This is a genomic window from Streptomyces sp. enrichment culture (assembly GCF_964272895.1).
Taxonomy (GTDB): domain Bacteria; phylum Actinomycetota; class Actinomycetes; order Streptomycetales; family Streptomycetaceae; genus Streptomyces.
This window is the reverse complement of the sequence record NZ_OZ186832.1, coordinates 581713-606402: the sequence shown is the minus strand read 5'-3', so window position 1 is coordinate 606402 and position 24690 is coordinate 581713. Positions and strand designations below refer to the sequence as shown.

Below are 24690 nucleotides of genomic sequence, written 5' to 3'. Positions count from 1 at the left end.
GGGCTGTGCCCCTACCGCCCCGCGGTGGTGCGCCGGGCCGTGAACGGTGTCCGGCGTATTCGCCGGCCGGCGGGATGCGGCCGGCCGCTCTGTTCGCGCTCCCGCAGGAAGGCGGCCGGGCCGTGACGCAGAAAGCGTTCGGCGGCGTCCGCGGCCTCTCGCGCGCAGCGCTTCCCCATCAGCACGCAGAGCGTGTATCCCGAGTCCTCGAAAGTGGCGCGCACCGTGCGGTCGGCCGGGGCCGCGAGCATCAGACGCTCCCAGGCCCGGTACCGCCGCAGCTGCCGGGCGACTTCGGCTTCGGCGGGTAGCAGCATGGCGGGGTTCACTCTCCGGGGGCCGCGAACGGCGCCGTCCCGACGGTCGGGGGCGCTCGGGGCCTTCACTCATGGTGCACGGGCGACGACCCAGCGTCTTGTTGGATCTTCAACCACCTCGGGGTGTGCTTCCACCGCCTCAGGGGTGCGCTCGTGTTGCACGAATGGACTAGCACCCCCACTGTTGTGCTTACTCAGAAGCGATCGGTGCTCACGCTTCGTGCTCGGGGCCGGTTCGCGAGGGCCGGAACGGCGAGAGCCTGGCCGGTGAGGAGCAAACGACGATGAAGACCGCAGTGCCCTGCTACTACCACCTCGACGTGGAAGTCAGCCCGGAACGCGTCGGACAGGTCGGACGCATCCTGGCAGCCCATCTCCGCTACTGGGACCTGGAGACGATCGTGGAACCCGTCCGCCGCGCCGCCGAGCTTCTGCTGACGGCCATCGACGAGCACGCCACCGACAAGCGCACCTCCATCGAGATGTGGTGGAACGGTCAGCACCTGATCACCGCCATCGGTGAGAACGACTGCGACCTGCGCCCCGACCAGGACCTGCGCGACTGCCTGGAACACCTCGCCGCCACGAGCGACGGCTGGGGGTGCTGCGCCACCGACACCGGCAGCAAGGTCATCTGGTTCTCGCAGCGGGCCCGCGCCGGCGAACGCGTGCCGCTGGTGCCGACGGCGCCCGCGCCCAGCCTGCGCGAGGTGCTCCAGGTGCCCCGCGAGATCCCGGCCGCGGTGCTGGCCGGCCGCACCCGAGATGCCGACGGCGTTCTGGAGGACGCCCGGTGACGGCGCGACGCAAGACCAGGAACGGGGTGCCCGCGTGGAGCGGGCGCCCCTACCCGTTGGGTGCCTCCTACGACGGCGAGGGCACCAATTTCGCGCTGTTCAGCGAGGTCGCCGAACGCGTGGAACTGGTTCTCGTCGACGGGGACGGACGCACGAGCGAGGTGCCGCTCACCGAGGTCGACGGCTTCGTGTGGCACGGCTATCTGCCGGGCGTCGGACCGGGCCAGCGCTACGGCTACCGGGTGCACGGACCCTGGCACCCCTCCCTCGGCCAGCGCTGCAATCCGGCCAAGCTGCTGCTCGACCCGTACGCCACCGCCGTGGACGGGCAGATCGACAACCACCCCTCGCTGTACGAACGCGCGGCCTGCGGGCCCGACCCCGCCGACAGCGCGGGCCACACCATGCTGGGCGTGGTCACCGACCCGGACTTCGACTGGGGCGACGACCGGCGGCCGTGCCGCCCGTACGCCGACAGCGTCATCTACGAGGCCCACGTCAAGGGGATGACCCGCACCCACCCGGAGGTGCCGCCCGAGCTGCGCGGCACCTACGCGGGGCTCGCGCACCCGGCGGTGATCGACCATCTCACCGGGCTCGGGGTCACGGCCGTCGAGCTGATGCCGGTGCACCAGTTCGTGCAGGACGGGGTGCTGCTCGACCGGGGCCTGTCGAACTACTGGGGCTACAACACCATCGGCTTCTTCGCCCCGCACAACGCCTACGCCGCCCACGGCACCCGCGGGGAGCAGGTCGCGGAGTTCAAGGCCATGGTCAAGGCGCTGCACGCGGCCGGCCTCGAGGTGATCCTCGACGTGGTCTACAACCACACCGCCGAGGGCAACGAGAAGGGCCCGACCCTGTCCTTCCGGGGCATCGACAACGCCTCGTACTACCGGCTGGTCGACGGCGACTGGGGGCACTACTACGACACCACCGGCACCGGCAACAGCCTGCTGATGCGGCACCCGTACGTGCTCCAGCTGATCATGGACTCGCTGCGGTACTGGGTGACCGAGATGCATGTCGACGGCTTCCGCTTCGATCTGGCGGCCACGCTGGCCCGGCAGTTCCACGAGGTGGACCGGCTGTCGGCGTTCTTCGACCTGATCCAGCAGGACCCGGTGATCAGCAGGGTCAAGCTGATCGCCGAACCGTGGGACGTCGGCGAGGGCGGTTACCAGGTGGGCAACTTCCCGCCGCTGTGGTCGGAGTGGAACGGCCGTTACCGGGACACCGTGCGGGACTTCTGGCGCACCGGTGAGAACACCCTCGGCGAGTTCGCCTCCCGGCTGACCGGCTCCTCCGACCTGTACCAGCACAGCCGGCGCCGGCCGCGGGCCAGCGTCAACTTCGTCACCGCGCACGACGGCTTCACGCTGCGCGACCTGGTGTCGTACAACGACAAGCACAACGAGGCCAACGGCGAGGGCAACCGGGACGGCGAGAGCGACAACCGGTCCTGGAACTGCGGGGTCGAGGGGGAGACCGACGACCCCTCGGTGCTGGAGCTGCGCGGACGGATGCAGCGCAACTTCCTCGCCACGCTGCTGCTGTCGCAGGGCATCCCGATGCTGTGCCACGGCGACGAGCTCGGCCGCACCCAGCGCGGCAACAACAACGCCTACTGCCAGGACAACGAGCTGTCCTGGATCGACTGGCGGCTCGGCGGCGAGCAGCGCGAGCTGATGGACTTCACGCGGCGGCTGATCGAGCTGCGGTCCGGCCATCCGGTGCTGCGCCGGCGCCGCTTCTTCCGCGGGGAGACCGTCACCCACGCCGGGCAGCCGCTGCCCGACCTCGTCTGGCTGGCGCCGGACGCGCGGGAGATGACGGAAGGGGACTGGCAGCGCTCCGACGCCCACTCCGTCGCCGTGTTCCTCAACGGAGACGCGATCGCCGAGCCGGATCCACAGGGCCGGCGGGTGGTCGACGACTCCTTCCTGCTGCTGCTCAACAGCTACTGGGAGCCCGTCGACTTCACCCTCCCCGGCGCCGCCTACGGCGAACGCTGGACGGCCCTGATCGACACCGCCGACCCCCAGGGACTGCCGGACGAGACCGAGCACAAGGCGGGCACGGTCGTCACCGTCGGCGCCCGCAGCCTGACCCTGCTGTCCCGTCCGTCGCGCGGCACGGGCTGAGACACGGCCGGCTCGGGGGCCCGGAAGCCTGCCGAGGCTCTCCGGGCCCCGAGCCATGTCGTCCACCGTCCAGGGGGTGGGGCCATACCGCCCCGGAAGTCCGAAGGCGGCGAGGCCGCGAGGCCCCGGCGCGCGGTCAGCGCGGGCGGCGGGCCGTCACCGTGAACTGGGCGCCGTCCGGGTCGCGCAGGACCGCGTCGTCGCTGTTCTTGCCGAGCACGCTGCCGCCGTTGAGCTCGGCGGCGCGGGCGCACGCCTCGACGTCGTCGACGGCGAAGTGGACCTGCCAGTGGGGGCGGATCGTGGGATCGGGGGCCGCCTCCAGCGCACCGGACTCGATCCGGGCCACGACATCGCCGCCGCTGCGCAGCACCACCTCCTCGCCCTCGTAGTGCACCTCGCAGCAGCCGGGGCGGGCGGTGGCCCACTCCAGGACCTCGCCGTAGAAGATGGCGGCGTCGAAGGCGTCACGGGTGTGCAGCCGGATGAAGGCGGGGGAGGCGCGGCGCCAGGTCTCCCAGTCGGTGAACAGCTCGCCCTCCCAGATCCCGAACGTGGCCCCGTCGCGGTCGGCGAGCAGCGCGGCCCGGCCGGGCGCTAGGGAGATCGGGCCCACCGCGACGGTGCCCCCGCGCTCCTGCGCGCGGGCCGCGGCCTCGTTGGCACTGGCGACCGCGAAGTACGGCGTCCAGGCGACCGCCATCTGCCACATGGTCGCGACGCCCGCGATCCCCGCGACCGGCGCGCCGTCCGCGAGCGCGATCCGGAAGCGGTCGCCGAGCTTCGCGGACCGCCACCGCCAGCCCAGTACGGCGGTGTAGAAGGTCTCGGTGGCCGGCAGATCGCGGCTGGTCAGACTGACCCAGCAGGGCGCGCCGAACACGGAGTGGGTGGTGACGACCTCCGTGGTGGAGGGGGTCTGCTGGTTCATGGCACTCGCCTTGATGTCGTACGCGGGTGGCTGGCGGTGTTCGGTGTTCCCCCCAGTGTCCGGCCGGAACCGGGCGCTGCGCCTCCCGAGTACCCCACTGGCACTCGGGAGGGGGAAGAAGGAGGATGTACGCGTGACGCAGGGACCGGGTGAACCCGCCGACGAGACGGAGCGGATCGCTGAGCTGCAGGAAGAGGTGCAGCAGCTCAAGGAGGCCGTGACGTCGCACGCCGTGGTCGACCAGGCCATCGGGATGATGGTGGCGCTGGGGCGTGTCGCCCCCGACGAGGGGTGGAGTGTGCTGCGGGAGGTCTCGCAGCACACCAACATCAAGCTGCGCAATGTCGCCGAGCTGATCCTGCTGTGGGGGCGGTCGGGGGAGATCCCCGCCCAGATCCGCGCCGAGCTGGAGGCGGCTCTGGACCGCCACGGCCCCACGCAGATCCCCGGCGCCCCGGCGCAGTGAGCGAGGGGACCGGGTGGTGCACCCGGTCCCCTCGTGTGCCGTACGGGCCCGCTCATCGGGCCTCGGCGAGCAGTTCCTCGCGCAGGTGCGCGAAGCATCCGCTGAGCAGCCGGGACACGTGCATCTGCGAGATGCCGAGCTGCTCGGCGATGGAGCTCTGCGTCATGCCCTGGAAGAAGCGCAGGTAGAGGATGGTGCGTTCGCGCTCCGGAAGGGCCTCGATGCAGGGCTTGACGGCGACCCGGTCCACGACGACGTCGAAGCTCGGGTCGGGTCCGCCGATGGAGTCGCCGAGGGCGTAGCCGTCGGTGCCGGGCATCTCCGCGTCCAGGGACAGCGCGGAGAAGCACTCCAGGGCCTCCATGCCGGTGCGGACCTCGGCCTCGCTGAGATCGGCCTGCCGGGCGATCTCGGCGACCGTCGGGGGCCGGCCGGGAGTGGTCTGGGACAGTTCCTTGGCGGCGCGCCGGACGCGGTTGCGCAGATCCTGGACGCGGCGCGGGACGTGGAGCGTCCACATGTGGTCACGGAAGTGACGCTTGAGTTCTCCCGTGACGGTGGGTACCGCGTACGCCTCGAAGGCGTGACCGCGGTCGGGGTCGTAGTGGTCGACGGCCTTGACGAGGCCGAGGGCCGCGACCTGGTACAGGTCCTCCAGGGCCTCGCCGCGCCCGCGGAAGCGGACGGCGATGCGCTCGGCCATGGGCAGCCATGCCCTGACCAGCTCCTCCCGGAGTGCCTCACGCTCCGCTCCGTCCGGCAGCTGCCGCAGCCTCTCGAATGCCTCGGCGGTGTCGGGAGCGTCGTCGTGGGGGTGTTGCCTCGTTCTGCTGCCGGTGATACGCACGATGCGCACCTCCCTGGCGGGGTGGTGCCGAATGGGAGTCACCGTGGGGGAGGCACGCGCTCGGACGCTCGGAGGCACCGGAGCCCGGCGGGCGCGGTCCCACGGATGTGCCTCCGGTCCGAAGCACTGATAAGTGGATTCCCCGCCTCCACACAGACGAAACGCATTTCGTGAATAGTTATACGCCCTGCTACCGCTCGACTTCACAGGGGTAGGGCGTCCGGCTCCACGGGGTCGGGGGCAGGAGAGTGATGTACAGCACGCCCTCCTCGTAGAACCGTACCCGCCTCCGGGCGTTCCCGCTGGGCAGCGCTTGATCGCCGATCACGTCCCGGAAGCCCCTGGCCACCGCGCATTCCGCTCATTTGACAGTGCGATCGGCGCACGGATAGGAAGCACCTCGGTAGTCGAGAGGGTGCATTGTGTGCGAGCCGAACGTGGTCGGGGACTGGCAGGAGTACGAGGAGCATGCCGGTCTGCGCGTCCGCGTCCACCGTCTTGAGCAGTCCGAGCCGCCGCGCGGCCGTGACGACGCCGCCGAGGGGCTGACCTACTTCAGCCTCCGGGTGACCGTCGAGAACCGCGGCGGACGCCGCTTCGGCATCCATCTGGAGGACGGCCAGATCGATGTGCGCCTCGGCCCCGACGGCGAGAGCGCCTTCCTGGACTGGCGCAACTCGCAGTTCATCGAGGGCTACGACGTCTATCCGCTGCGCCGCGCCACCGCCGTGCTGTTCGCGGCCGGACCCGAGGCCGCGCTCGGGCAGATCGACGTCCAGATCCAGCTGCGGGTGGACGAGGAGTGGACCGCGCGCCGCCTGTGGGTGGGCGGCCTGGGACTCCAGGAGGCCGCCGCCTCCGGCGCGCATCCCGGCACCGGCTGCGGCGTCGCCCACCAGGTGAGCACCTTCCTGCGCGACCAGGCCGAGGAGGGCACCGCCTGACGGTGCCCCCTGGCTCAGTGCGGGATGCCGTCGATGATCTCCCGTGCGCCCTGGCGCAGCAGGGCCACCGCGACGGAGGTGCCGAGGGTGGCCGGGTCCAGCCGCCCCGCCCACTCGTGGGCGTTCAGCCGCGTCTTGCCGTCCGGTGTGAACACACAGGCCCGCAGGGACAGTTCACCGGTGCGGTCGACCTGGGCGTAGCCGGCGATGGGGCTGTTGCAGTGCCCCTGCAGGACGTGCAGGAACATCCGTTCGGCGGTGGCCTCCCGGTGCGTGGCCGGGTCACCGAGGGCGCTGACCGCGTCGATCAGATCGGTGTCGCCCTCCCGGCACTGCAGGGCGAGGATGCCCGCGCCGATCGGCGGCATCATCGTCTCCGGCGACAGCACCTCGCTGATCACCTCGCTCCGCCCGATCCGCTCCAGCCCGGACACCGCGAGCAGCAGCGCGTCCGCGTCGCCCGCCGCCAGCTTCTCCAGCCGCCGGTTGGCGTTGCCGCGGAACGGCACACACACCAGATGCGGGTGGGTGGCCGCCAGTTGGGCGATACGGCGCACCGACGAGGTGCCGATCCGGGTGCCCTCCGGCAGCTCGTCCAGGGTGAGCCCGCCGGGGTGGATCAGGGCGTCGCGGATGTCGTCCCGCTTCAGGAACGCGGCGAACACCGTGCCCGCGGGCAGCGGCCGGTCCGCGGGCACGTCCTTGACGCAGTGCACCGCGAGATCGGCCTCCCCGGCCAGCAGGGCCGCGTCCACCTCCTTGGTGAACGCCCCCTTGCCCTCGACCTGGGACAGATCCCCGAGCCACTTGTCACCGGTGGTCTTCACCGGCACCACCGAGGTGCGGACATCGGGATACAGCGCGGTCAACTCGGCGCGGACACGCTCCACCTGGGCCAGCGCCATGGGCGAGTCACGGGAGACGATCCGGATCACTTCGGGAACGGGCATGCGCTCACGATAGTGCCCCCGCGCCGGATGAGGCAGGCCGCCACCCGGCGTCACCCGGCGCACGGGCGTCCCGCACACCTCATCTGACGTCGCCCTCCAGGGTGTCCGCACCCCAGGCGGCCAGCCGTTCCCCGAGCGGACCGGTGCCGTCCAGCACCCGGCGGACGTACGCCTCCCGCTCATGGGCCAGGACGGCCGCCTCCCACACGCACGGAGCCAGCCCCGCCCGTCCGGGCCGCAGCCGCTCCGGATCGCCCGCCGGGCCGGTGAGGACCGTCAGATCGGACATGTACGCCTCGATCCAGGTGTGCAGCAGCAGGTAGTCGCCGTCGCCGCCCGCGTGCGCGATCAGCACCGCGAGCCCCGTCGTCCCGCGCTGCCCGGCCGACCGCAGCTGCTCCTGCGCGATCCGCAGCGCCGCCCCCGCGTCCCGCTCGCTCACCGTGCGGCCCGGTGCCTCGATCGCGTACGCCTTCACCAGGTGCCCGGCGGCCTCGTGCGTGCCCAACGGGCGGACGCGGCGGGCGTGATGGCCCTCGGCCAGGGCGAGCAGCACCTTCTCGGGCACGGAGGCGGCCAGTGCCTGCTCGGGCCCGGCGGCGGGCAGTGCCTGCTCGGGCCCGGCGGCGGGCAGTGCCTGCTCGGGCCCGGCGGCGGGCAGTGGGGTGCGGCCCAAGTCCTTGTCCCTCATGGGCACATGACATCACACGCTCACACCAGCGGGCTGCTGAGCTCCACCGAGCGCAGGGCCGCCGCGAGGGCCTGTTCGTCTCCCACGTCGAGTGCGGTGTCGGTCAGCTTGATGACGTGCTCGTCACCGTGTGCCAGGGCCCGTTCGACCACCTCCTCGGCGGTCAGCCGGGCCGGCGGGACATAGTCGACCGGCTCCTCGGGCCCGTACATCGCGGTGACGGCGGCCGACGCGGACCACGCCGCGTGCAGGCTCGGTACCCACAGCTCGCGCGGCAGCGAATCCAGGGTGCGCAGGACGGCGTTGGGGGCGGTCGCCGCGTGCACCAGCATCGTCTCCTCGCCGTGGCCGTGGGTGGCGTAGCGGTGGGTGGCGGTGCGCACCAGCTCGGTGAGCCGGTCCCTCGCGGTGTCCGGGTCGGTCACGTCCTGCGCCCACACCGGAAGCCGGCGGACGGCCGCGAGACGGGCCAGATAGCCGCCCTCGGCCGTCTCGACGAGGGGCACCAGGTCCAGGCTGCGCGCGGCGCTGTCCGCGCCGGGCAGCGTCTCCAGGCCGGAGACCGGCAGATGGCGGGCGGCCCAGTAGCCGAGGGCGTGCGCGAGTTCGGTCAGCCGGGGCTCGTTCTCCTCCGCCTCCAGGGCCCGCACGGCGTGGCCGACCCGGATGACGCCGTGCGTGGCGGCGGCGTACAGGCCGGGCAGCAGGCGCGGCCACCACTCGGCGAGCACCGCACGCCAGGGGCGTTCGGCGACGGCCCGCGAGAAGTAGGCGATCCAGTCGGCGGCCCGGCGCGGATCGCCCAGCGCCTCACGCCAGTTGGCGTCGGTGACGGGCTCCACCGGGGCCGGGAACTCGTCCAGCCGGTCGCTGTACAGGTCGAGCCAGCGGTGGACGGCACCGGCCTGCCCGTGGGCGGCCAGCGCCTCGACCACCATGGGGGCGTGGTTGGTGAGCCAGCCGCGGAACTCCGGGCCGGAGGTGTGCAGCCGTTCGAATGCTTCGTCGAGCCGTCCGCTCGTGTCGCGCGTGGTCATGTCCGTGACACTACGCCGACGGCGGCCGCGCCTGATCGGCCCCGGGACCCAGCCCGGCGCCGCCGGGGGTCGTAGGTCCCGGGACCGATCGGCGCCCGGCTCAGGCGTAGGGGTCGAAGGGGATGCCCGACGGCTTGGCCGAGGCCAGGTGGGAGGCGAAACTGCCGTCCTTCAGACCGAAGTTGGCGCTGCCGAAGTCGTGGGAGACCAGCTTGTCGCGGATGCCGGCCGGGTAGCCGTTCCAGCCGACCAGCGGCGGGTACTGCCAGGTGCGCTCGTGGTTCTCCGGCGGCTCGTCACGGGAGTTGGCGGCCCGGAAGCAGTGGGTGCTGATGCCGTCCTTGTGGTAGACGATCTTCGGGTGGGTGCCGTCGAAGCGGATCTGCGCGGCCGAGTGCACGGTGAACGAGCCGTGGTTGGACGTCGAGACGTACTTGACCTGGTTGTCCTGCACCCACACCGCCACATGCTCCCAGTCGTGCCGGTGCCCGCCGATGCTGGAGCCCGAGAGCGCCTGGTCCTTCTCGAAGTAGAGGGCGTAGAGGATGCCGCACCAGCCGTTGTTGCACTTGTAGCGCGCGTAGCCGTTGGTGTTGTCCAGGTCCCAGGCGTCCCGGCACTGGCCGTTGAGGGCGCCGGTCGGGCTGAGGCCGCCGTTGACCGTGCCGTCGGGGCCGATGGCGGGGGTGGAGTAGCAGCCGTCCGTGTCGTAGTCGTAGGCGGGCTGGAACGTCTGCTCCAGGCCGTCGGCGTTCGCCGGCAGCGCCTGCGGGGGAGCGGCCAGGGCGGTGCCGGGGAAGGCCAGGACGAGCGCGGCGGCTCCGGCGAGGCCGGCGAGCCATCTTCTGCGGTGCTTGGCGGTCCTCGGTGACGACACTGCGTCCTCCTCAACAGCTGTGGGGGGGAAGGGCAGTTCAGCATGGCGCCGAATGCCGGACACGCCAAGAGGCCGCAGTGGTCGGGGTGGTGAAGGACAGTCCAACACGTCGTGTCACACGAGATCGCCGGGCAGGTCGGCCGAGGACTCCTCCGGCGTCAGATCCGGCCGCAGGCGCAGCCACGACGGCTGGCGGAGCATGCCGGAGCGGGTACGGGTGCTGTAGCGGACCTCGCCGACGAGACGCGGCCGCACCCAGTGGGCGCCGGGCGTGCGCGGCACCGGGTCGAAGGGGCACACGTCGGTGGCGTCCGCGCGCAGCAGCTCGGCCAGCTGTTCCCGCTCGGCCTCGCTCCAGCCGGTGCCCACCCCGCCGACGTACCGCAGCCGGCCCGCCGCCCGCTGGCCGACCAGCACCGCGCCCGGCAGTCCGGTCAGCCGCCCCTTGCCGGGCAGCCAGCCACCGATGATCACATCCACGCCGGTCATGTTGCGGATCTTGATCCAGTTGCGGGAGCGCACACCCGGCTCGTACAGCGAGTCCAGCCGCTTGCACACCAGGCCCTCCAGACCGTGCTCGCGCGTCGCGGCCAGGGCTTCCTCGCCGTGGCCGAACAGCGCCCTGGGCGTCGACCAGTACGGACCCTGAAGTGCCAGCTCCTCCAGCAGGACCCGGCGGCGCCGGTAGGGCAGGCGCAGCAGGGAGCGGCCCGCCAGGTGCATCACGTCGAACACGGCCAGGTGCACCGGGGCCTCGGCGGCCTTGCGGGCGGCCCTGGCCGGGGCGTGCGCGAGGCCCATGCGCGCCTGGAGCAGCTGGAAGTCGGACCGGCCGTGCTCGTCCAGCGCCAGGACCTCCCCGTCCAGGACGGCGGGCGTGCCGCCCAGCGCGGCGCCGAGCGGCCCCAGCTCGGGGTAGGCGGCGGTGATCTCCTCGCCGGAGCGGGCGCGCAGGACCAGGCTGCCGTCGCCGGGGAGGTAGATCACCGCCCGCTGTCCGTCCTGCTTGGTCTCGTACGCCCAGCGCGCGTCCTGCGCGGCGGGCGGCAGGGTGCCGGGGGTGGCGAGCATGGGGGCGATCAGCGGGAGGGTCACGGCTTGAGATTCGACGTGGCCGCCGCTGCGCATACGTGGCACCGGGCGGTTTCGCCTGAACGGCGCCGCCACCGGTGTCCGGGGGCGCCCTGCGGCCGGCATCGCGCGTGTGCGCGCCCGTCAGCTCGCGCCGGGCTCGCGCAGCCCCCGTACCAGCAGCCACGCCACCGCGGGCAGGGCGATCAGCGGCAGCAGGGCCGTGCGCAGCGAGGTCGCGTCGGCCAGCGCCCCCAGCGCGGGTGCGGCGAGGCCGCCGACGCTCACCGTCAGACCCAGCGTGACGCCGCTCGCGGTGCCCACCCGGCGCCGCAGGCAGTCCTGGCCGAGCGTGACATGCAGCGCGAACGGCACGTACAACCCGGCCGAGACGAGGGCCACGCACCCGTACACCCCCGGCCCCGGCACCAGCAGCAAACCCGCGACGGCGACGGCCGTCACGGCGTACGACCGGCGCACCACGGCCACCCTGCCGCACCGGTCGGCGAGCCGCGCGCCCGCCACCGTGCCCACGGCACCGCCCGCGTACAGCACGAACAGCGCGACCGTACCGGCCGTCTCACCGCCCCCGGTGCGCTCACGGACGTACAGCGAGACGAAGGCGCTCAGGCCCACGAACACGATCGAGCGGCACACCACCGCACCCGACAGCCGCAGGAACGACGGCCAGTCGTCGTCGCCGTCCCCCGCCCGGCCGCGCACGGCCGCGGCCGGGGGACGGAGCGCCCGTACCGTCGCCGCGCACAGCACCGCGCCCACCAGCGCGGGCGCGACCAGCAGGGGAGTGGCGCGCAGACCGCCGGTCGCCACCACGGCCCACACCAGCAGCGGGGCGAGGGCGAACCCCACGTTGCCGCCCAGCGCGAACCACCCCATCCCCGCCTGTCCGCCCGCTGCCGCCTGCCGCGCGATCCGGGCGGCCTCCGGGTGGTACGCGGCCACGCCGACCCCCGACAGCGCGACGGCCGCCAGCGTCGCCGGGTAGCCGCCGCCCACACCGCTCAGCCCCACCCCGGCCCCCGCCGCCAGCGCGCTCAGCGGCAGCAGCCACGGCAGGGCCCACCGGTCGGTGAGCACGCCGAACAGCGGCTGCACCACCGACGACAGCAAGGAGGCGGCGAGGACCACACCGGAGGCGGCCGCGTAGGTGTAGGCGCGCTCGGCGACGAAGTACGGCACCAGGGCGGCCACCGCGCCCTGGTAGACGTCGACGCACGCGTGCCCCACCGACATCAGGGCGACGGGACGGCGGGAGAAGGAAGGGGATCTCTGCAGCACTCCGCGATCGTCGCGCCCCGGCCCTATGGCGCGCTTTCGATAAGCTGCCCAGCTGTGTCGAACATCCGCCAGGGAGCCGTCCACACCGTCCGCCACACACCCGAGGCGCCCACCCGCGCCCAGCGGCTGGCCCCCGGCGAGCGCATCGACGCCCACCGGCACGACGAGCACCAGATCGTCTACGCGGGCTCCGGCGTGCTGGCCGTCACCACCGACGCCGGGACCTGGTTCGCACCCGGCACCCGGGCCCTGTGGATCCCGGCCGGCACCGTGCACGCCCACCGCGCCCACGGCACCCTCGACCTGCACCTCGTGGGCCTGCCCGCCGGCGACAACCCGCTCGGCCTGGACACCCCCACCGTCCTCACCGTCGGCCCGCTGCTGCGCGAGCTGATCGTGGCGTACACGCGCGAACCCCCGGACGACACCCCCGAGCGCCGCCGGCTGCTCGGCGTCCTGCGCGACCGGCTGCGCGCCTCGCCGCACGAGCCGATGCGGCTGCCCACACCGGCCGATCCCCGGCTGGCCGCCGTGTGCGACCTGGTCCACGCCGACCCGGCGGACCGCCGCACCCTCGCCGAGCTCGGCGCCGCCACCGGTGCCTCCGAGCGCACCCTCAGCCGGCTCTTCCGCCGGGAACTCGGGATGACCTTCCCGCAGTGGCGCACCCAGTCGCGCCTCTTCCACGCCCTGCGCATGCTCGCCGAGGACACCCCGGTGACCACCGTCGCGCACCGCTGCGGCCGGTCCTCCGCCAGCGCCTTCATCGACGTCTTCCACCGGGCGTTCGGCCACACACCGGGGGCCCGCGAACGCCGGTAATACCGTCCAGTAATGTGGCGCGGCAGGCCACCGGAGGAGGAAGCATGGGCGGGCACCCCCAAGTCGGCGACATCGTCGAGGACTTCGAGCTGCCGGACGAGACGGGCGCCATGCGCCGGCTGACGCGGCTGCTGGCCGACGGCCCGGTGGTGCTGTTCTTCTACCCCGCCGCCATGACCCCCGGCTGCACCGCCGAGGCATGCCACTTCCGGGACCTCGCCGCCGAGTTCGCCGCCGTCGGCGCGACCCCCGTCGGCATCAGCGGGGACAGCGTGGACCGGCAGGCGGAGTTCGCCGGGAGGCACACGCTCGGCATGCCGCTGCTGTCCGACGCCGACGGCACGGTCCGCGAACGCTTCGGGGTCAAGCGGGGGTTCAGCCTGGCGCCGACCAAGCGGGTCACCTTCGTCATAGGGCGCGACCGGAAGGTGCTGGAGGTCGTGCGCAGCGAACTGCGCATGAACACCCACGCCGACCGCGCCCTCGCCGCGCTGCGCGGCTGACCCGGCCCCTACTCGAACGGGCAGCCCGGATTGGCGGCGTCCCGCGCGAACGGCGCCCCCTGCGGCAGGACGTAGAGCACCTCCAGGACGACCGTCGTGTCGCCCAGATTGCGGCCTATGTGGACGTTCGTCGGCCCGGCCGGTTCCTCGACGACGCTGCCCCGCGGGTACACGCCGTCGGAGGCGCAGGTGGAGTCGTGATGACTGAGGGTGCCCTGCTTGACGTATCCGTACAGGGGGCCGTCGTGGTAGTGCCAGCCCGTGGCCTGCCCCGGCGGGACGGTCACCTCGCGCAGGATGTAGTCGGTGCCGCCGATCGTCGTCCGCGCGATGACCCGCCCGGTCACCCCGGACCCCGGCGGGGTCGCCTCGGCCACGCCCCCGGTCAGGACGCCGGCGGCGGTGAGCATCGTGGCGGTGACGAGACGGAGCGCTGTGCGGGGGCTGGGCATACAGGGGCCTCCTGGTCTGTCGGGGACACGCCGAGAAGCGGGCGCAGCCCGAAGATAGGCGTCAGGAGAGCCCGCTCGTGCCGTATTGGGCACATCGACACGGAGAACCCCGGCCGGTGGGCCTCAGCCCTCCTCCGCCTCGACCTGCCCCAGCGTCCGCCCCGTCCGCACCGAGCGCGCCCGCCGCGGGTCCGGGGCGCCCTGCCCCTTCGGTCCCTTCGCCGCCTTCACCAGCAGCCACGCCTCGCGCTCGTAGCCGTCCCCGCCGCGGAACCGGGTCAGCGCGTACTCGCCGTGCAGCTTCGCCCCCTTGAGCCGGAAGGTCGCGTGCCCCCGTTCCAGGGACTCGGCGAAGCCGACGGGACGCCCCCGCCGGTCGTGGCTGAGCGGCTCGTACGTGCCGTGGTCCCAGACGATGACCGTGCCGCCGCCGTACTCGCCGGCCGGGATGACGCCCTCGAACTCCTCGTACTCCAGCGGATGGTCCTCCGTCGGCATCGCGAGGCGCTTGTCGCGCGGGTCGGCCGACGGGCCCTTGGGCACCGACCAGGACTTCAGCGCGTCGTCCACCTGGAGCCGGAAGTCGAAGTGCATCGTGCTCGCGTCATGGATCTGCACCACGAAACGCGGCTCGTCGTCGCGGGCCGCGGGCGCGCCCTCGGGCTCCGCCGTCCGGGAGAAGTCGCGCTTGCCGCGGTACTCCCGCAGCCGGTCCTCAGCACCCACCTCAAGCCTCCTTCCGCGTGCCCCCGGGTACCCGCGTGACCTGGGCCGTACCCCTCGACCGGCGTCACGGATAGGGTGAGGACGATCAACCGGACGGGCGGGGACGAGGACGGCGGACGGCATGGGCAGCGCCGAGGAGAAGCAGACCGCGGGACAGGGACGTCCCACGTCACGGGATGTCGCCCGGCTCGCCGGGGTGTCCCACACGGCGGTGTCCTTCGTGTTCAACGGCCGGGCCGAGGGCAACCTCTCGCCCGCCACCCAGGAACGCATCCGACAGGCCGCCGCACAGCTCGGCTACCGCCCCGACCCCGTCGCCCGCGGCCTGCGCCGCCGCCGTACGGCCGTGATCGGCCTGGTCACCGACGAGATCGCCTCCTCGCCGTTCGCCGGGCGGCTGCTGCGCGGCGCCATGGAGACCGCTTGGGCCGACGAGCACCTCGTCCTCACCATGGACTCCGGCGGCGACCCGGCCAAGGAGGACGCGGCCGTCGCCGAACTCCTCGACCGGCGCGTGGACGGCATCATCTACGCCTCCATGTCCCTGCGCAGCGTGCGCGTCCCCGAGGGGCTGCACCGCACCCACTCGGTGCTCGCCAACTGCCTGCCCGAGGACGACTCGCTGCCCGCCGTGGTGCCCGCCGAACGCGCGGGCGGCCGTACCGCGGCCCGGCTGCTCCTGGAGCAGGGGCACCGCAGGGCCGCGATGGTCGGGGGGCTGCACGACATCGCCTCGGTGGAGCGGCTGCGCGGCTTCCGCGACGCCCTGCGGGCGGAGGGCATCACCGTGCCCAAGGACTGGGTGGTGCGCACCGGGGGCGAGATCTCCGGCGGCTACGAGGGCGCCATACGGCTGTTCGACGGCGTCGCGCCGCAGGACCGCCCCACCGGGGTCTTCTGCTACAACGACCGCGTCGCCGCGGGGGTCCTGCACGCCGCGGCCCGCCTCGGCATCGACGTGCCGGGCGAGCTGTCGGTGGTCGGCTACGACGACCAGGAGCACATGGCCGCCTTCCTCACCCCGGCCCTCACCACGGTCGCGCTGCCGCACCGGGCGATGGGCGAGGCCGCCGCCCGCCTCCTCCTCGATGCCATCGGCACCGGCCGCACCCCGCCCGCCACCGTGCGCCGCCTGGCGTGCCCGGTGGTGAACCGGGCCTCGGTCGGACCGGCCCCCGCCGCGCGCTGAGCCCGCCCGGCACGCCGAAGGGCCGCCCGGCGGGCCTCGGCTCGCCGGGCGGCCCCTGCCGCCGTCCCTACGGGGTCAACTCCCAGGCCACGACCGCGGCGTCGGCCCCGCTAACCCCCAGCTCCGGTACATCCCCCGGCCGCCGGTAGACCCGTTCGGTGATCATCGCGCGGTCGGCCGCGAAGACCTCGTAGAGCGAACCGTCCACCAGCACGCGCACGGTGAGTTCCGCTCCGCCCGGCACCCGCGCGAGGACCGGAGCCGATCCCTCCCGGCCCACGCGCGGCCAGCCCGACCGGTCCAGGACGAGCGTGCCCTCCGCCGGATCCAGCCGCAGCGTCAGCTCCCCGCCCGAGGGCGAGCGCAGCAGCGACACCGTCGTCGCCGTCCGCGCGGTCACCGTCAGGTCGTACGCGTCGGGCAGCCCGGCCCGACCCGGCCCGGTCACCAACGGCTCGGGAGCGCGCAGGAGTTCCAGCTCCGGGGCCGGTACGACGCGCAGGGTGCCGTCGGCGTGCACATCCAGCACGCGGGGTGCGGTCAGGACGCCGGCCCAGCCGGCCTCCGCCACCTCGCTCGGCTCCCGCGCCTCCCACGACCAGCCCCACAGCAGGGTCCGGTCCTCCTCCTGGAGCACGGCCGGGGCGTAGAAGTCGCGGCCGAGGTCGAGACGGCCGCCGGTGCGGGTGCCGAAGCTCAACCCGCCGTCCGCGTCGGTGATCAGACGGCCCGTCAGGTACCCGGTGGAGTGCGGATCCCCGTCCCACAGCGACACCACCAGCACCCACTCCCCGCCCGGCGTCCGCGCCAGCTGCGGGCACTCCCAGCCGACCGCCTTGTCGCCGAACGCGTCGACCGCCCGCGGGTCGTTGCCGTCGAGGAGCACCCCGGCGAACCGCCAGTCCGTCAGGTCCTGGCAGTCGTACAGCAGCACGGACGGCGTGCCGTCGGCGTGCCCCGCGCCCAGCAGCGCCCAGCGCCGGCCCGCGTACCGGAAGACGAACGGATCGCGGAACATCACCACGTCGAGGTCGGCGGGCGGACCGGAGACCACCGGTTCGGGCAGCGGCAGCCACGCGGTGAGCGTGTCGTCGTCCGGGTCGGCCGCGCGGGCCAGGCAGACGGTGCCGACGCCGGTGTGACGGCGGTCGACGCCGGTGTAGACGGCCGTCGGTGTGCCGTCGTCGTCCACCACGCACCCCGACCAGCAGCCCGCCTCGTCGGGGCCGCCGGGGGTCGGGGCCAGGGCGACGGGATGGTGGTCCCAGTGGGCGAGGTCGGTGCTGGAGGCGTGGCCCCAGTGGACGTTGGCGTGGAGCGGGGCGTGGGGGTTGTGCTGGTAGAACAGGTGGTGCCGGCCGCGCCAGCGGAAGGGCCCGTTGGGGTCGTTCATCCAGGCGGCGGGCGGACGGACCCGGAATCGCGGGGCGTCGGGGTCGTGCTTCAACGGTTGACTCCTGCGGAGGTGATGCCCTCGCGGAGAGGGCGCTGGCCGACGACGAACACGGCGACGGCGGGGATCATGGACAGGACGACACCGGCGAGTACGACGGAGATGGAGCCGGTGCCGAGGTTGCCCTGGAGGGAGACCAGGCCCAGCGGGAGGGTGTAGTTCTGGCCGGAGGTCTCCAGGATCAGCGGGCGGAAGAACTCGTTCCAGTGGTAGTTGAAGGCCAGCACGCCGACGATCGCCAGACCGGGCGCGGCCAGCGGCGCGTACACCGACCGGAACACCCGCCAGGGCCCGGCCCCGTCGAGCATCGCCGCCTCGCCGAGGTCCTTCGGCATGCCGAGGAAGTACTGGCGCATCAGGAACGTGCCGAACGCGGTCGGGAAGGCCGGGATGATCAGGCCGAGCAGGGTGTCGGTCAGGCTCATCGACTTCAGCACCAGGAACACCGGCACGATGGTGACCTGGAGCGGCACCATCATGGTCGCGAGGACCAGTGCGAACAGCGGCTTCTTGAAGCGGAACTCCAGGCGCGCGAAGGCGTATCCGGCGAGGCACGCGGTGATCATCTGGCCGACCGCGATCAGGGCGGTGACCAGCGTGGAGTTCAGCGCGAGCAGCCAGACGTCGATCTGCTCGAAGACCCCGCGGTAGGCATCCGCCGTCGGATCGGCGGGGATGATCCGCGGTGGCAGGTCCAGGGACTCGGCGGGGGTGCGCAGGGAGGTGGAGACGGTCCAGACGACCGGGCCGAGGGTCAGCAGCGCGCACACCGCGAGGGCGGCGATCCGCGCCCACGGCGCGAGTGAGTGCCGGGCACGGCTCAGGGTCGAGATCGCTTGGCTCATGGGGACTTCACCCGGCTCACTGGTAGTGGACGAAACGCCGGCTGAGCCGGAACTGGAGGGCGGTGACCGCCATGATCAGCACGAACAGCAGCACGCCCACCGCGGACGCCTCGCCGAAGCGGAGCTGCTCGAACGCGCTCTCGTAGATGACCATCACCACGGTCCGGGTGGCGTCGCCGGGCCCGCCACGGGTGAGGACATAGGGCTGCTCGAAGACCTGGAGGGCGTTGATGATGCCGACGACCGAGGCGACCAGCAGGGTGGGCGACAGCAGCGGCAGGGTGATCGACAGGTGCTTGCGCAGGCCGGTGGCGCCGTCGAGGGCGGACGCCTCGTGCACCTCCTTGGGAATGTTGTTCAGACCGCCGACGAACAGCAGGAAGGAGAAGCCGAACTGCTGCCAGACGTAGACCAGGATCACCGTGGCCATCGCCCCGTTCTCGGACGTCAGCCAGGGCACCGGGGCGATGCCGACCAGCCCGAGCAGCCAGTTCACGACCCCGAAGTCCTGGTTGAACAGGTACTTCATCACCACCGAGATCGACGCGGCGGACAGCACCAGCGGGAAGAAGAACGCCGACCGGAACACCGAGCGCAGCCACATCGGCATCCGCCCGTTCACCGCCAGCGCCAGTACCAGCGCGATCAGCAGTTGCAGCGCGACCGCGAGCACCATGAACACCAGCGTGTTGCGGAACGACACCAGCACGGTGGAATCGGTGAACACCTCGTGGTAGTTGGCGCCGCCCGCGAAGCGCGGGTCGTCGATGACGTTCCAGTGGAACAGGCTGAGGACCACCGAGCCGACGATCGGGACGACCGTGAACACGACGATGCCGACGACCGTGGGCGCCAGGAACAGCGCGGCGAGCAGCCTGGTGCCGCGGTCACGGGCGGAGGGCCGGGGCGGGACGGCGGGCGGCGCGGCCGGCGGCCGGGGCCGTACGGCCGGTATCTGGGTGTTCGTCATACCTCACGCTCCATGGCCTTGACCAGATCGCGCTGCATCCGGCGCAGCGCGGGGGCCACCGACCGCCGCGAGGCCAGCGCGGTGCCGGTGTGCTTGAGCAGCACCTGCTCGACCTCGGCGACCTGCGGCGGGGCGGGGATCGGCCCGGTGTCGGGGAACGCGTCGAGGGTGTCGTAGAAGACCTGCCAGCGGCGCGGGCCGGTCTCCCGGTAGCGGTCGGCGGTCAGCATCGAACGGCGCGCCGGGGTGGTCTGGTTGGTGGTGAACAGCTCGGTCAGGGTGTCCTTGCGGGCCGCGTACTTGATGAACTCCCACGCCTCCTCCTGCCGTTGGGAGGTGCGCAGCAACGCGTAGCCGGCGGCGCCGAACTGCATGCGCTGGGCGCGCCAGCGCGGGAAGTACTGGACGTCGTAGCCGTCGGCCCGCATGCCCGCCAGGTGCAGACCGCCCGCCCAGAAGCCGCCCGCGGGCGTGACGCCGACGCGGCCGGTGGAGAACACGCCGACCAGGTTCTGGCCGTTGCCTCCCTCGGGCCGGGTGGACAGGCCCTCCTGGACGAGCGAGGCGAGATAGTCGTACGTCTCCTCCACGCGCGCGTCGGTGGCCTGCGGGGTTGTCCAGCGGAAACCGCCCCCGCGGCCCGCACGGGCGGCGGCCGGATAGAAGGAGTCCCACAGCCAGGCACCGCCCGGCGCCTTGGACTCCCTGAGCAGATTGGTGCCGTTGGCGAACAACCAGGGCACCACGCCGCCCCACAGCCGGTTGGTCCAGAAGTACGGCGTGAAGTGGGAGCCGCCGGACCGCTTCATGTCCCGCAGCAGCGCGGTGAAGTCGTCACGGGTCCAGTCCGGCGCCGGGAAGTCCGCGCCCGAGCGCCGCAGCACCTCGTGGTTGAGGTACATGTCGGCCGCGTTGAACTCGACCGGCAGCTGGTACAGGCTCCCCTCGTACATCATCGACTCCACCAGCGAGGGGTGGACGTCGGCGAAGTACTCGCGCAGCTCGTCGGCGTCCCGCCGCACCCAGTCGTCCAGCGGCACCCCGAGGCGCTGTGCGAAGAGCTGGACGCCCTCCGTGGCCACGTACACCAGGTCGGGTGCCGTGCCCGCCGCGATCTGGGTGAGGATCTTCGCGAAGAAGTCGGACCAGTCGACGGCCTGCACCGCGTTGATGCGCAGCTTGATGTCGGGGTGGACCCTCCTGAAGCCCTCGGTGAGGCTGCGGATGGCGGCCGGCCCGTAGGCGGGGCCGAGGGTGGCGACGACGAGGGAGCCGTCGTCGCGGCCCGGGATGTCGGCTCCGGTGAGCCGGTCCCAGCCGGCGGCGGTCCCCGCCAGCGCGGCGGCTCCCGCGCCGTAGGCGCCGTAGCGCAGCAGGGCGCGGCGGGTGAGATGCGAGTCGGTCATCGGGGCGGGCCTAACTCGTGTTAGCCGAGATCTGATGCCGACGATGATGAGAACCGCGTAACACCTCTGTCAAGAGTGCGGAACCACTTGACCTTTAACGAGTTAGGTCTACAGTCCTGGTCCACATGAGCCGCCGTCCCGACGAAGGGAACGATGTGTGATGCCGGGAATGTCCCGAAGAATCTCCAGGAGGACGCTGTTCGCGGGGTCCGCGGCGGGCGGCGCGGCCGCCTTGCTGCCGGCGGCGTCGGCGGCGCAGGCCGCACCGCGCGTGCCCGCCGCCTCCCGCGCGGCGGACAGGCCCGTGTCCTGTGCGAGCTACCGCGCCGAGTACCACTTCACGGTGCCCGACCAGTGGAAGAACGACCCGCAGCGGCCGATCTGGATCAACGGCGAGTACGCCTACTACTACCTCTACAACCCGGACTACGTCACCGGTGGCACCCTGGCCGGCACGGCCTGGCGGCTGGCCACCAGCAAGGATCTGGTGGCCTTCACGGACCGGGGGATCGCGGTGCCCAAGGACACGACGCCGAACGGGGACGTGTGGTCGGGCTCGGCGGTGGTGGACACCGCGGGCACGGCCGGGTTCGGAGCCGGGGCGGTCGTCGTCCTGGCCACCATGGAGCCGGTGGAGGGCGCGCACAGCCAGGCCCAGTACCTGTACTACTCCACCGACGGCGGCCGTACCTTCGTGAACTCCGGCACCGCGCCGGTGCTCCCCAACCCCGGCGTACGGGACTTCCGCGACCCCAAGGTGATCCGCGACGAGGAACGCGGGCGCTGGGTGATGGCCTTGGCCGAGAACACCAAGATCGGCTTCTATCACTCACCGAACCTGCGTGACTGGACCTACGCCGGCGGCTTCGTCGAGGACGGCCTGGGGGTGCTGGAGTGCCCCGACCTGTTCCGCATCGTGGCGGAGGACGGCACCGCGAAGTGGGTGCTGGGCGCCAGCGCCAACGGCAAGGCGGCCGGGCTGCCGCACACCTACGCCTACTGGACCGGCGTCTTCGACGGCTCGGGCTTCCGTCCCGACGCGGCCGATCCGCAGTGGCTGGACCACGGCTGGGACTGGTACGGGGCGGTCACGTTCGAGAAGCGGGACGCGGGCGGGGCCGTCGACCCCCGGGCGCGGTACGCGATCGGGTGGCTGAACAACTGGGACTACGCCAACATCACGCCGACCATCGACACCGACGGCTTCAACGGCACGGACTCCATCGTGCGGGAGGTGACCCTGAAGCGGGCGGCGGACGGGACGTACTACCTGGCCTCACGGCCGGTGGCCGGCCTGGACGCGCACGTCTCCCGCACGCTGCGCCTCGGCGACCTCGCGGTGGACGGCAGCCGCGTCCTGGACTACCAGGGCCGCGCCTACGAGGTCAGCTGCGAGATCACCTGGGACCAGCTCCTCGGCGCCGGGTTCCAGCTGCGCCGCTCCCCGGACGGCAGCCGGCACATCGACGCCGGTGTCTACCGCGGCTACGCCTTCCTCAACCGCCGCGGCACCGTCAACCCCGACGCCTCCGGCCGCTGGCAGGAGAGCCACAGCCCCTTCGACCCCACCGCCCGCCGGGTCCGCCTGCGGATCCTCGTCGACCGCACCTCGGTGGAGATGTTCGTCGACGACGGCCGCCATGTGCACACCTCCGAGGCGTTTCCCTACCTCGTCGACGACCGGCTCGCCCTCTTCACGATCGAGGGAAGGGCGGTGTTCCGCAACGTCGTGATCCGCGAGTTCACGGTGTGACCGCCTCGTGGGCCACGCTCAGCTCGCGTACGCGGTGCCGCCCCCGGCCGCCAGCGCCTCGGCGATCCGCCGGTGGGCCGCCTGGCGTTCCTCCGCGGGGACGCGGGGCAGCAGTTCCTCCCACAGCGGGAGGAAGGTGCCGCGCAGCTGGAGCAGTCCGGCGGGGCGGGCCAGGAACCAGAAGTGCAGGTGGGCGGCGCCGTCGCCCCAACGGTTGAGGTGGACGCGGGCGACACCGTCCAGTGTGTGCAGCGCCGCCTGGACCCTCTGGATCATCGGGCCGAGTTCGGCGCAGCGCTCGGCGGGCAGGTCCGGCAGATCGTGATGGGCGCGCGGCTGGAGCATCACGGCCGCGGGGAGTCCGCCCTGCGTGCCGATGGGATCGACCCGCCAGTGCTCGTCGGCCCAGAGCGCGTCGGTCACCGGCGCCTGGCACACCGGGCAGTCCGCCGGACCGTCCTCCCCCTTGCGCGGCGGCTCGGGCAGGACCGGCTCCTGCAACGGCTTGACCCTCAGCTCGCCCTCGAAGGGGAACGTCGGCCAGCCGGTGACCGCGTCCGCCGGCAGCGGAAGACGGGTGCCGGCGGGCAGGCGGCGGAGGTAGGCGCCGGGGCTGTCGGTGCTGGAGGTCGTCATGGGCCCAGTGCCGCAAGGGAGTTCGGTGCCGGAGAGCGCGGGCCCGGTGTCAGTCCAGCGGGATCGTCACCTCGTCCTCGACCGGTGGGGTCAGTTCGTGGGCGCGGGTGCCGGTGGCGGCGTAGCAGCGCAGGCGGATGGCGTCCGGGGACACGTCGAGGCGGAGGAAGGACTTGAAGAAGGGCGGGGCGTAGGTGGCGGAACCGGGGGAGAGGAGGTCTGCGTAGGCCCTGCGTACCGGGAGGCGGAAGCGGGTGGTGCGGTCCGGTCGGCGGCCTGTGCCGAGGAGGGAGGCGACCAGCCGGGTGCGGAGGGTGACGCGGGCGGCCGGGCCCGGCGCGCGGGCCGGGGTGATGCCGAGGCGCTCGGCGACCACGGCCGCGGCCTCGTCCTCGGTGAGGGTGAAGAAGCGGCGCAGCCGCAGCCGCCGGCCGTAGAGCGCGCTGTAGAAGGCGAGCGAGTCGCCGCGCAGCGGATAGCAGCGGAAGTCGTCCTCGGTGACCCCGGCCACCGACACGCGCGCAATGGTGTGCGTGGCATGCATGAAGGCCCCACCGCCGCCCGCGACCACGTACTGCACCGTCCGGCCGTCCACCTGCACCGGGTAGCGCTGGTAGTTGTGGATGTCACCGCCGATCGCCGCGACATAGCGGTGCTCCGGGTCACGGACGATGTCGTCGACCGTGCCGCCGCCCTCGATCGCGCAGGGGTGGTGCTCACCGTCCACGTAGATCGGACGGCCCGTGATCAGGACCTTGGGGCGCGGATCGCGGGACACCTCCCGCAGCCACGCGCCCTGTTCGGCGTCGATGGTGCCGAGCAGACCGGTGTCGATGCCGACGATCCGGATCGGCCCGGCGTCGATCGCCCAGTAGGGCCCCGGCTGGACGGCCTGCTGTGCGGCATCCGAGCGCAACTTCCGTGCCGCCGCGAGCCGTTGCTCGTCGGCCGGGCGCGGCCGGTGCCACAGCAGGGAGCGCAGCCAGGCACGGGTGAGGGGACGCGGCGCGGGCTCGGGGTCGAGCGCGGGGGCGTCGTCGCAGAAGACCCGCATGAAGCCGGTGAGATCCTCGTACCAGTCGTGGTTGCCCGGTATCGCGTACACCGGCGCCCGGTAGTCCTGGTACGGGCGGAAGAACTTGGTGCCGTAGTCGTCCGTGGCGCCCGCCGGGTAGACGACGTCGCTGGCGAGCACCGCGAAACTGGTGTCCTGACCCACCCTCAGCATCCCCGGCACGACGGCGTACTGCGGCTCGTGCCCCTCACCGGTGTCACCGATCACCAGGAACGAGAACCGGTCCGGCTCCTCCCGCCGGATCACCCGGTCCGCCGGCGCGCCCGCCGCGACCCGCTGCGCAGCCCAGCGGGCGCGGGTACGGCCCGTGGGGTCGCCGAACAGGGACGCCAGTACGCCGTTGCGGGCACCCCACATGGTGCGCGGGTCCAGCCAGAACAGCTTCTCGGGCCGGGGCGGCATCAGCCGCTTGTACGCGCCGGGTTCCGCGGCGCCCCAGCCGGCTCCGGCAGCGGTATCGCGTGAGGATTCGGACACCTGTGCACCGTA

General features: G+C 72.7%; 25 protein-coding genes. 8 read left to right on the top strand and 17 right to left on the bottom strand.

The window, feature by feature from the left end; translation table 11 throughout:
* Positions 1–11: 11 nt before the first annotated feature.
* The gene (locus tag ACSU6M_RS02710) at positions 12–317 is read right to left on the bottom strand and encodes a DUF5133 domain-containing protein (RefSeq protein WP_437066673.1); all 306 of its coding nucleotides are present in this window, start codon (positions 315–317) and stop codon (positions 12–14) included.
* Between the two features lie 284 nt (positions 318–601).
* Here ACSU6M_RS02710 and ACSU6M_RS02705 point away from each other — a divergent pair, with 284 nt between their 5' ends.
* Together ACSU6M_RS02705 and glgX are read left to right on the top strand one after the other, a co-directional pair.
* Positions 602–1114 carry a pep a2 gene (locus ACSU6M_RS02705; protein ID WP_437066672.1) on the top strand — a complete coding sequence of 171 codons (513 nt, stop codon included), beginning with the start codon at positions 602–604 and terminating at the stop codon, positions 1112–1114.
* Positions 1111–3258 (top strand): glycogen debranching protein GlgX, encoded by a 2148-nt coding sequence (gene glgX / locus ACSU6M_RS02700; RefSeq protein WP_437066670.1) that lies wholly within the window; start codon positions 1111–1113, stop codon positions 3256–3258. Before ACSU6M_RS02705 ends, glgX begins: the two co-directional genes overlap by 4 nt.
* Positions 3259–3394: 136 nt before the next feature.
* Here glgX and ACSU6M_RS02695 read toward each other — a convergent pair whose 3' ends face one another.
* Complete coding sequence (locus ACSU6M_RS02695) at positions 3395–4189, bottom strand: VOC family protein (RefSeq protein ID WP_437066668.1); 795 nt, start codon at positions 4187–4189, stop codon at positions 3395–3397.
* A 133-nt stretch (positions 4190–4322) separates the two neighbouring features.
* Here ACSU6M_RS02695 and ACSU6M_RS02690 point away from each other — a divergent pair, with 133 nt between their 5' ends.
* Entirely contained in the window at positions 4323–4655 is a 333-nt protein-coding gene (locus ACSU6M_RS02690) for an ANTAR domain-containing protein (RefSeq protein ID WP_437066667.1), read from the top strand.
* 52 nt (positions 4656–4707) lie between these two features.
* Here ACSU6M_RS02690 and ACSU6M_RS02685 read toward each other — a convergent pair whose 3' ends face one another.
* Positions 4708–5502, bottom strand: a complete 795-nt coding sequence (locus ACSU6M_RS02685; RefSeq protein ID WP_437066665.1) for a SigB/SigF/SigG family RNA polymerase sigma factor — start codon at positions 5500–5502, stop codon at positions 4708–4710.
* Positions 5503–5924: 422 nt separating this feature from the next.
* Here ACSU6M_RS02685 and ACSU6M_RS02680 point away from each other — a divergent pair, with 422 nt between their 5' ends.
* The gene (locus ACSU6M_RS02680) at positions 5925–6446 is read left to right on the top strand and encodes a hypothetical protein (RefSeq protein ID WP_437066663.1); all 522 of its coding nucleotides are present in this window, start codon (positions 5925–5927) and stop codon (positions 6444–6446) included.
* Positions 6447–6460: 14 nt separating this feature from the next.
* On the opposite strand, the gene hemC is transcribed toward ACSU6M_RS02680, so the two are convergent.
* From hemC to ACSU6M_RS02650, 6 genes are all read right to left on the bottom strand, one after another.
* Positions 6461–7396 carry a hydroxymethylbilane synthase gene (gene hemC, locus ACSU6M_RS02675; protein WP_437066661.1) on the bottom strand — a complete coding sequence of 312 codons (936 nt, stop codon included), beginning with the start codon at positions 7394–7396 and terminating at the stop codon, positions 6461–6463.
* A 79-nt stretch (positions 7397–7475) separates the two neighbouring features.
* On the bottom strand, positions 7476–8087 hold the full coding sequence (locus ACSU6M_RS02670; protein ID WP_437066660.1) for a hypothetical protein: 612 nt from the start codon (positions 8085–8087) through the stop codon (positions 7476–7478).
* A gap of 20 nt (positions 8088–8107) precedes the next feature.
* Positions 8108–9124, bottom strand: a complete 1017-nt coding sequence (locus ACSU6M_RS02665; protein ID WP_437066658.1) for a questin oxidase family protein — start codon at positions 9122–9124, stop codon at positions 8108–8110.
* Between the two features lie 100 nt (positions 9125–9224).
* Complete coding sequence (locus ACSU6M_RS02660) at positions 9225–10001, bottom strand: NPP1 family protein (protein ID WP_437066657.1); 777 nt, start codon at positions 9999–10001, stop codon at positions 9225–9227.
* A gap of 114 nt (positions 10002–10115) precedes the next feature.
* The gene (locus ACSU6M_RS02655) at positions 10116–11096 is read right to left on the bottom strand and encodes an ATP-dependent DNA ligase (RefSeq protein WP_437066656.1); all 981 of its coding nucleotides are present in this window, start codon (positions 11094–11096) and stop codon (positions 10116–10118) included.
* Positions 11097–11216: 120 nt separating this feature from the next.
* Entirely contained in the window at positions 11217–12326 is a 1110-nt protein-coding gene (locus ACSU6M_RS02650; protein ID WP_437074980.1) for an MFS transporter, read from the bottom strand.
* 99 nt (positions 12327–12425) lie between these two features.
* Here ACSU6M_RS02650 and ACSU6M_RS02645 point away from each other — a divergent pair, with 99 nt between their 5' ends.
* Complete coding sequence (locus tag ACSU6M_RS02645) at positions 12426–13193, top strand: helix-turn-helix domain-containing protein (protein WP_437066655.1); 768 nt, start codon at positions 12426–12428, stop codon at positions 13191–13193.
* Positions 13194–13237: 44 nt separating this feature from the next.
* Positions 13238–13696: a peroxiredoxin gene (locus ACSU6M_RS02640; RefSeq protein WP_437066654.1), complete on the top strand. Its 459-nt coding sequence runs from the start codon at positions 13238–13240 to the stop codon at positions 13694–13696.
* Positions 13697–13704: 8 nt separating this feature from the next.
* On the opposite strand, the gene ACSU6M_RS02635 is transcribed toward ACSU6M_RS02640, so the two are convergent.
* A complete protein-coding gene (locus ACSU6M_RS02635; RefSeq protein ID WP_437066651.1) occupies positions 13705–14148 on the bottom strand; it encodes a cupin domain-containing protein in 444 nt (147 codons plus the stop codon).
* 123 nt (positions 14149–14271) lie between these two features.
* Positions 14272–14874: a DNA polymerase ligase N-terminal domain-containing protein gene (locus ACSU6M_RS02630; protein ID WP_437066650.1), complete on the bottom strand. Its 603-nt coding sequence runs from the start codon at positions 14872–14874 to the stop codon at positions 14272–14274.
* A 121-nt stretch (positions 14875–14995) separates the two neighbouring features.
* Here ACSU6M_RS02630 and ACSU6M_RS02625 point away from each other — a divergent pair, with 121 nt between their 5' ends.
* On the top strand, positions 14996–16063 hold the full coding sequence (locus ACSU6M_RS02625) for a LacI family DNA-binding transcriptional regulator (protein WP_437066649.1): 1068 nt from the start codon (positions 14996–14998) through the stop codon (positions 16061–16063).
* 67 nt (positions 16064–16130) lie between these two features.
* Here ACSU6M_RS02625 and ACSU6M_RS02620 read toward each other — a convergent pair whose 3' ends face one another.
* The 4 genes from ACSU6M_RS02620 to ACSU6M_RS02605 are packed head-to-tail and all read right to left on the bottom strand — an operon-like array spanning position 16131 to position 20737.
* Positions 16131–17456 carry a glycoside hydrolase family 32 protein gene (locus tag ACSU6M_RS02620; RefSeq protein WP_437074978.1) on the bottom strand — a complete coding sequence of 442 codons (1326 nt, stop codon included), beginning with the start codon at positions 17454–17456 and terminating at the stop codon, positions 16131–16133.
* Positions 17457–17506: 50 nt separating this feature from the next.
* On the bottom strand, positions 17507–18361 hold the full coding sequence (locus ACSU6M_RS02615) for a carbohydrate ABC transporter permease (protein ID WP_437066647.1): 855 nt from the start codon (positions 18359–18361) through the stop codon (positions 17507–17509).
* A gap of 16 nt (positions 18362–18377) precedes the next feature.
* The gene (locus ACSU6M_RS02610; protein WP_437066645.1) at positions 18378–19331 is read right to left on the bottom strand and encodes a carbohydrate ABC transporter permease; all 954 of its coding nucleotides are present in this window, start codon (positions 19329–19331) and stop codon (positions 18378–18380) included.
* Positions 19328–20737, bottom strand: a complete 1410-nt coding sequence (locus ACSU6M_RS02605; protein ID WP_437066643.1) for an extracellular solute-binding protein — start codon at positions 20735–20737, stop codon at positions 19328–19330. Before ACSU6M_RS02605 ends, ACSU6M_RS02610 begins: the two co-directional genes overlap by 4 nt.
* A 160-nt stretch (positions 20738–20897) precedes the next feature.
* Here ACSU6M_RS02605 and ACSU6M_RS02600 point away from each other — a divergent pair, with 160 nt between their 5' ends.
* Positions 20898–22490, top strand: a complete 1593-nt coding sequence (locus tag ACSU6M_RS02600; RefSeq protein WP_437066641.1) for a glycoside hydrolase family 32 protein — start codon at positions 20898–20900, stop codon at positions 22488–22490.
* An 18-nt stretch (positions 22491–22508) separates the two neighbouring features.
* On the opposite strand, the gene ACSU6M_RS02595 is transcribed toward ACSU6M_RS02600, so the two are convergent.
* Both ACSU6M_RS02595 and ACSU6M_RS02590 read right to left on the bottom strand, forming a co-directional pair.
* Positions 22509–23126, bottom strand: a complete 618-nt coding sequence (locus ACSU6M_RS02595) for a hypothetical protein (protein WP_437066639.1) — start codon at positions 23124–23126, stop codon at positions 22509–22511.
* 49 nt (positions 23127–23175) lie between these two features.
* The gene (locus ACSU6M_RS02590) at positions 23176–24678 is read right to left on the bottom strand and encodes a metallophosphoesterase family protein (RefSeq protein WP_437066637.1); all 1503 of its coding nucleotides are present in this window, start codon (positions 24676–24678) and stop codon (positions 23176–23178) included.
* Between the last annotated feature and the right edge of the window lie 12 nt (positions 24679–24690).

Coding starts and splice junctions, on each gene's coding strand:
- ACSU6M_RS02610 (WP_437066645.1), bottom strand. CDS start 19,331: ATGACGAACACCCAGATACCGGCCGTACGGCCCCGGCCGCCGGCCGCG.
- ACSU6M_RS02705 (WP_437066672.1), top strand. CDS start 602: ATGAAGACCGCAGTGCCCTGCTACTACCACCTCGACGTGGAAGTCAGC.
- ACSU6M_RS02620 (WP_437074978.1), bottom strand. CDS start 17,456: ATGAACGACCCCAACGGGCCCTTCCGCTGGCGCGGCCGGCACCACCTG.
- ACSU6M_RS02665 (WP_437066658.1), bottom strand. CDS start 9,124: ATGACCACGCGCGACACGAGCGGACGGCTCGACGAAGCATTCGAACGG.
- ACSU6M_RS02625 (WP_437066649.1), top strand. CDS start 14,996: ATGGGCAGCGCCGAGGAGAAGCAGACCGCGGGACAGGGACGTCCCACG.
- ACSU6M_RS02640 (WP_437066654.1), top strand. CDS start 13,238: ATGGGCGGGCACCCCCAAGTCGGCGACATCGTCGAGGACTTCGAGCTG.
- ACSU6M_RS02650 (WP_437074980.1), bottom strand. CDS start 12,326: ATGTCGGTGGGGCACGCGTGCGTCGACGTCTACCAGGGCGCGGTGGCC.
- ACSU6M_RS02710 (WP_437066673.1), bottom strand. CDS start 317: ATGCTGCTACCCGCCGAAGCCGAAGTCGCCCGGCAGCTGCGGCGGTAC.
- ACSU6M_RS02595 (WP_437066639.1), bottom strand. CDS start 23,126: ATGACGACCTCCAGCACCGACAGCCCCGGCGCCTACCTCCGCCGCCTG.
- ACSU6M_RS02605 (WP_437066643.1), bottom strand. CDS start 20,737: ATGACCGACTCGCATCTCACCCGCCGCGCCCTGCTGCGCTACGGCGCC.
- hemC (WP_437066661.1), bottom strand. CDS start 7,396: ATGCCCGTTCCCGAAGTGATCCGGATCGTCTCCCGTGACTCGCCCATG.
- ACSU6M_RS02600 (WP_437066641.1), top strand. CDS start 20,898: ATGCCGGGAATGTCCCGAAGAATCTCCAGGAGGACGCTGTTCGCGGGG.
- ACSU6M_RS02670 (WP_437066660.1), bottom strand. CDS start 8,087: ATGAGGGACAAGGACTTGGGCCGCACCCCACTGCCCGCCGCCGGGCCC.
- ACSU6M_RS02695 (WP_437066668.1), bottom strand. CDS start 4,189: ATGAACCAGCAGACCCCCTCCACCACGGAGGTCGTCACCACCCACTCC.
- ACSU6M_RS02615 (WP_437066647.1), bottom strand. CDS start 18,361: ATGAGCCAAGCGATCTCGACCCTGAGCCGTGCCCGGCACTCACTCGCG.
- ACSU6M_RS02635 (WP_437066651.1), bottom strand. CDS start 14,148: ATGCCCAGCCCCCGCACAGCGCTCCGTCTCGTCACCGCCACGATGCTC.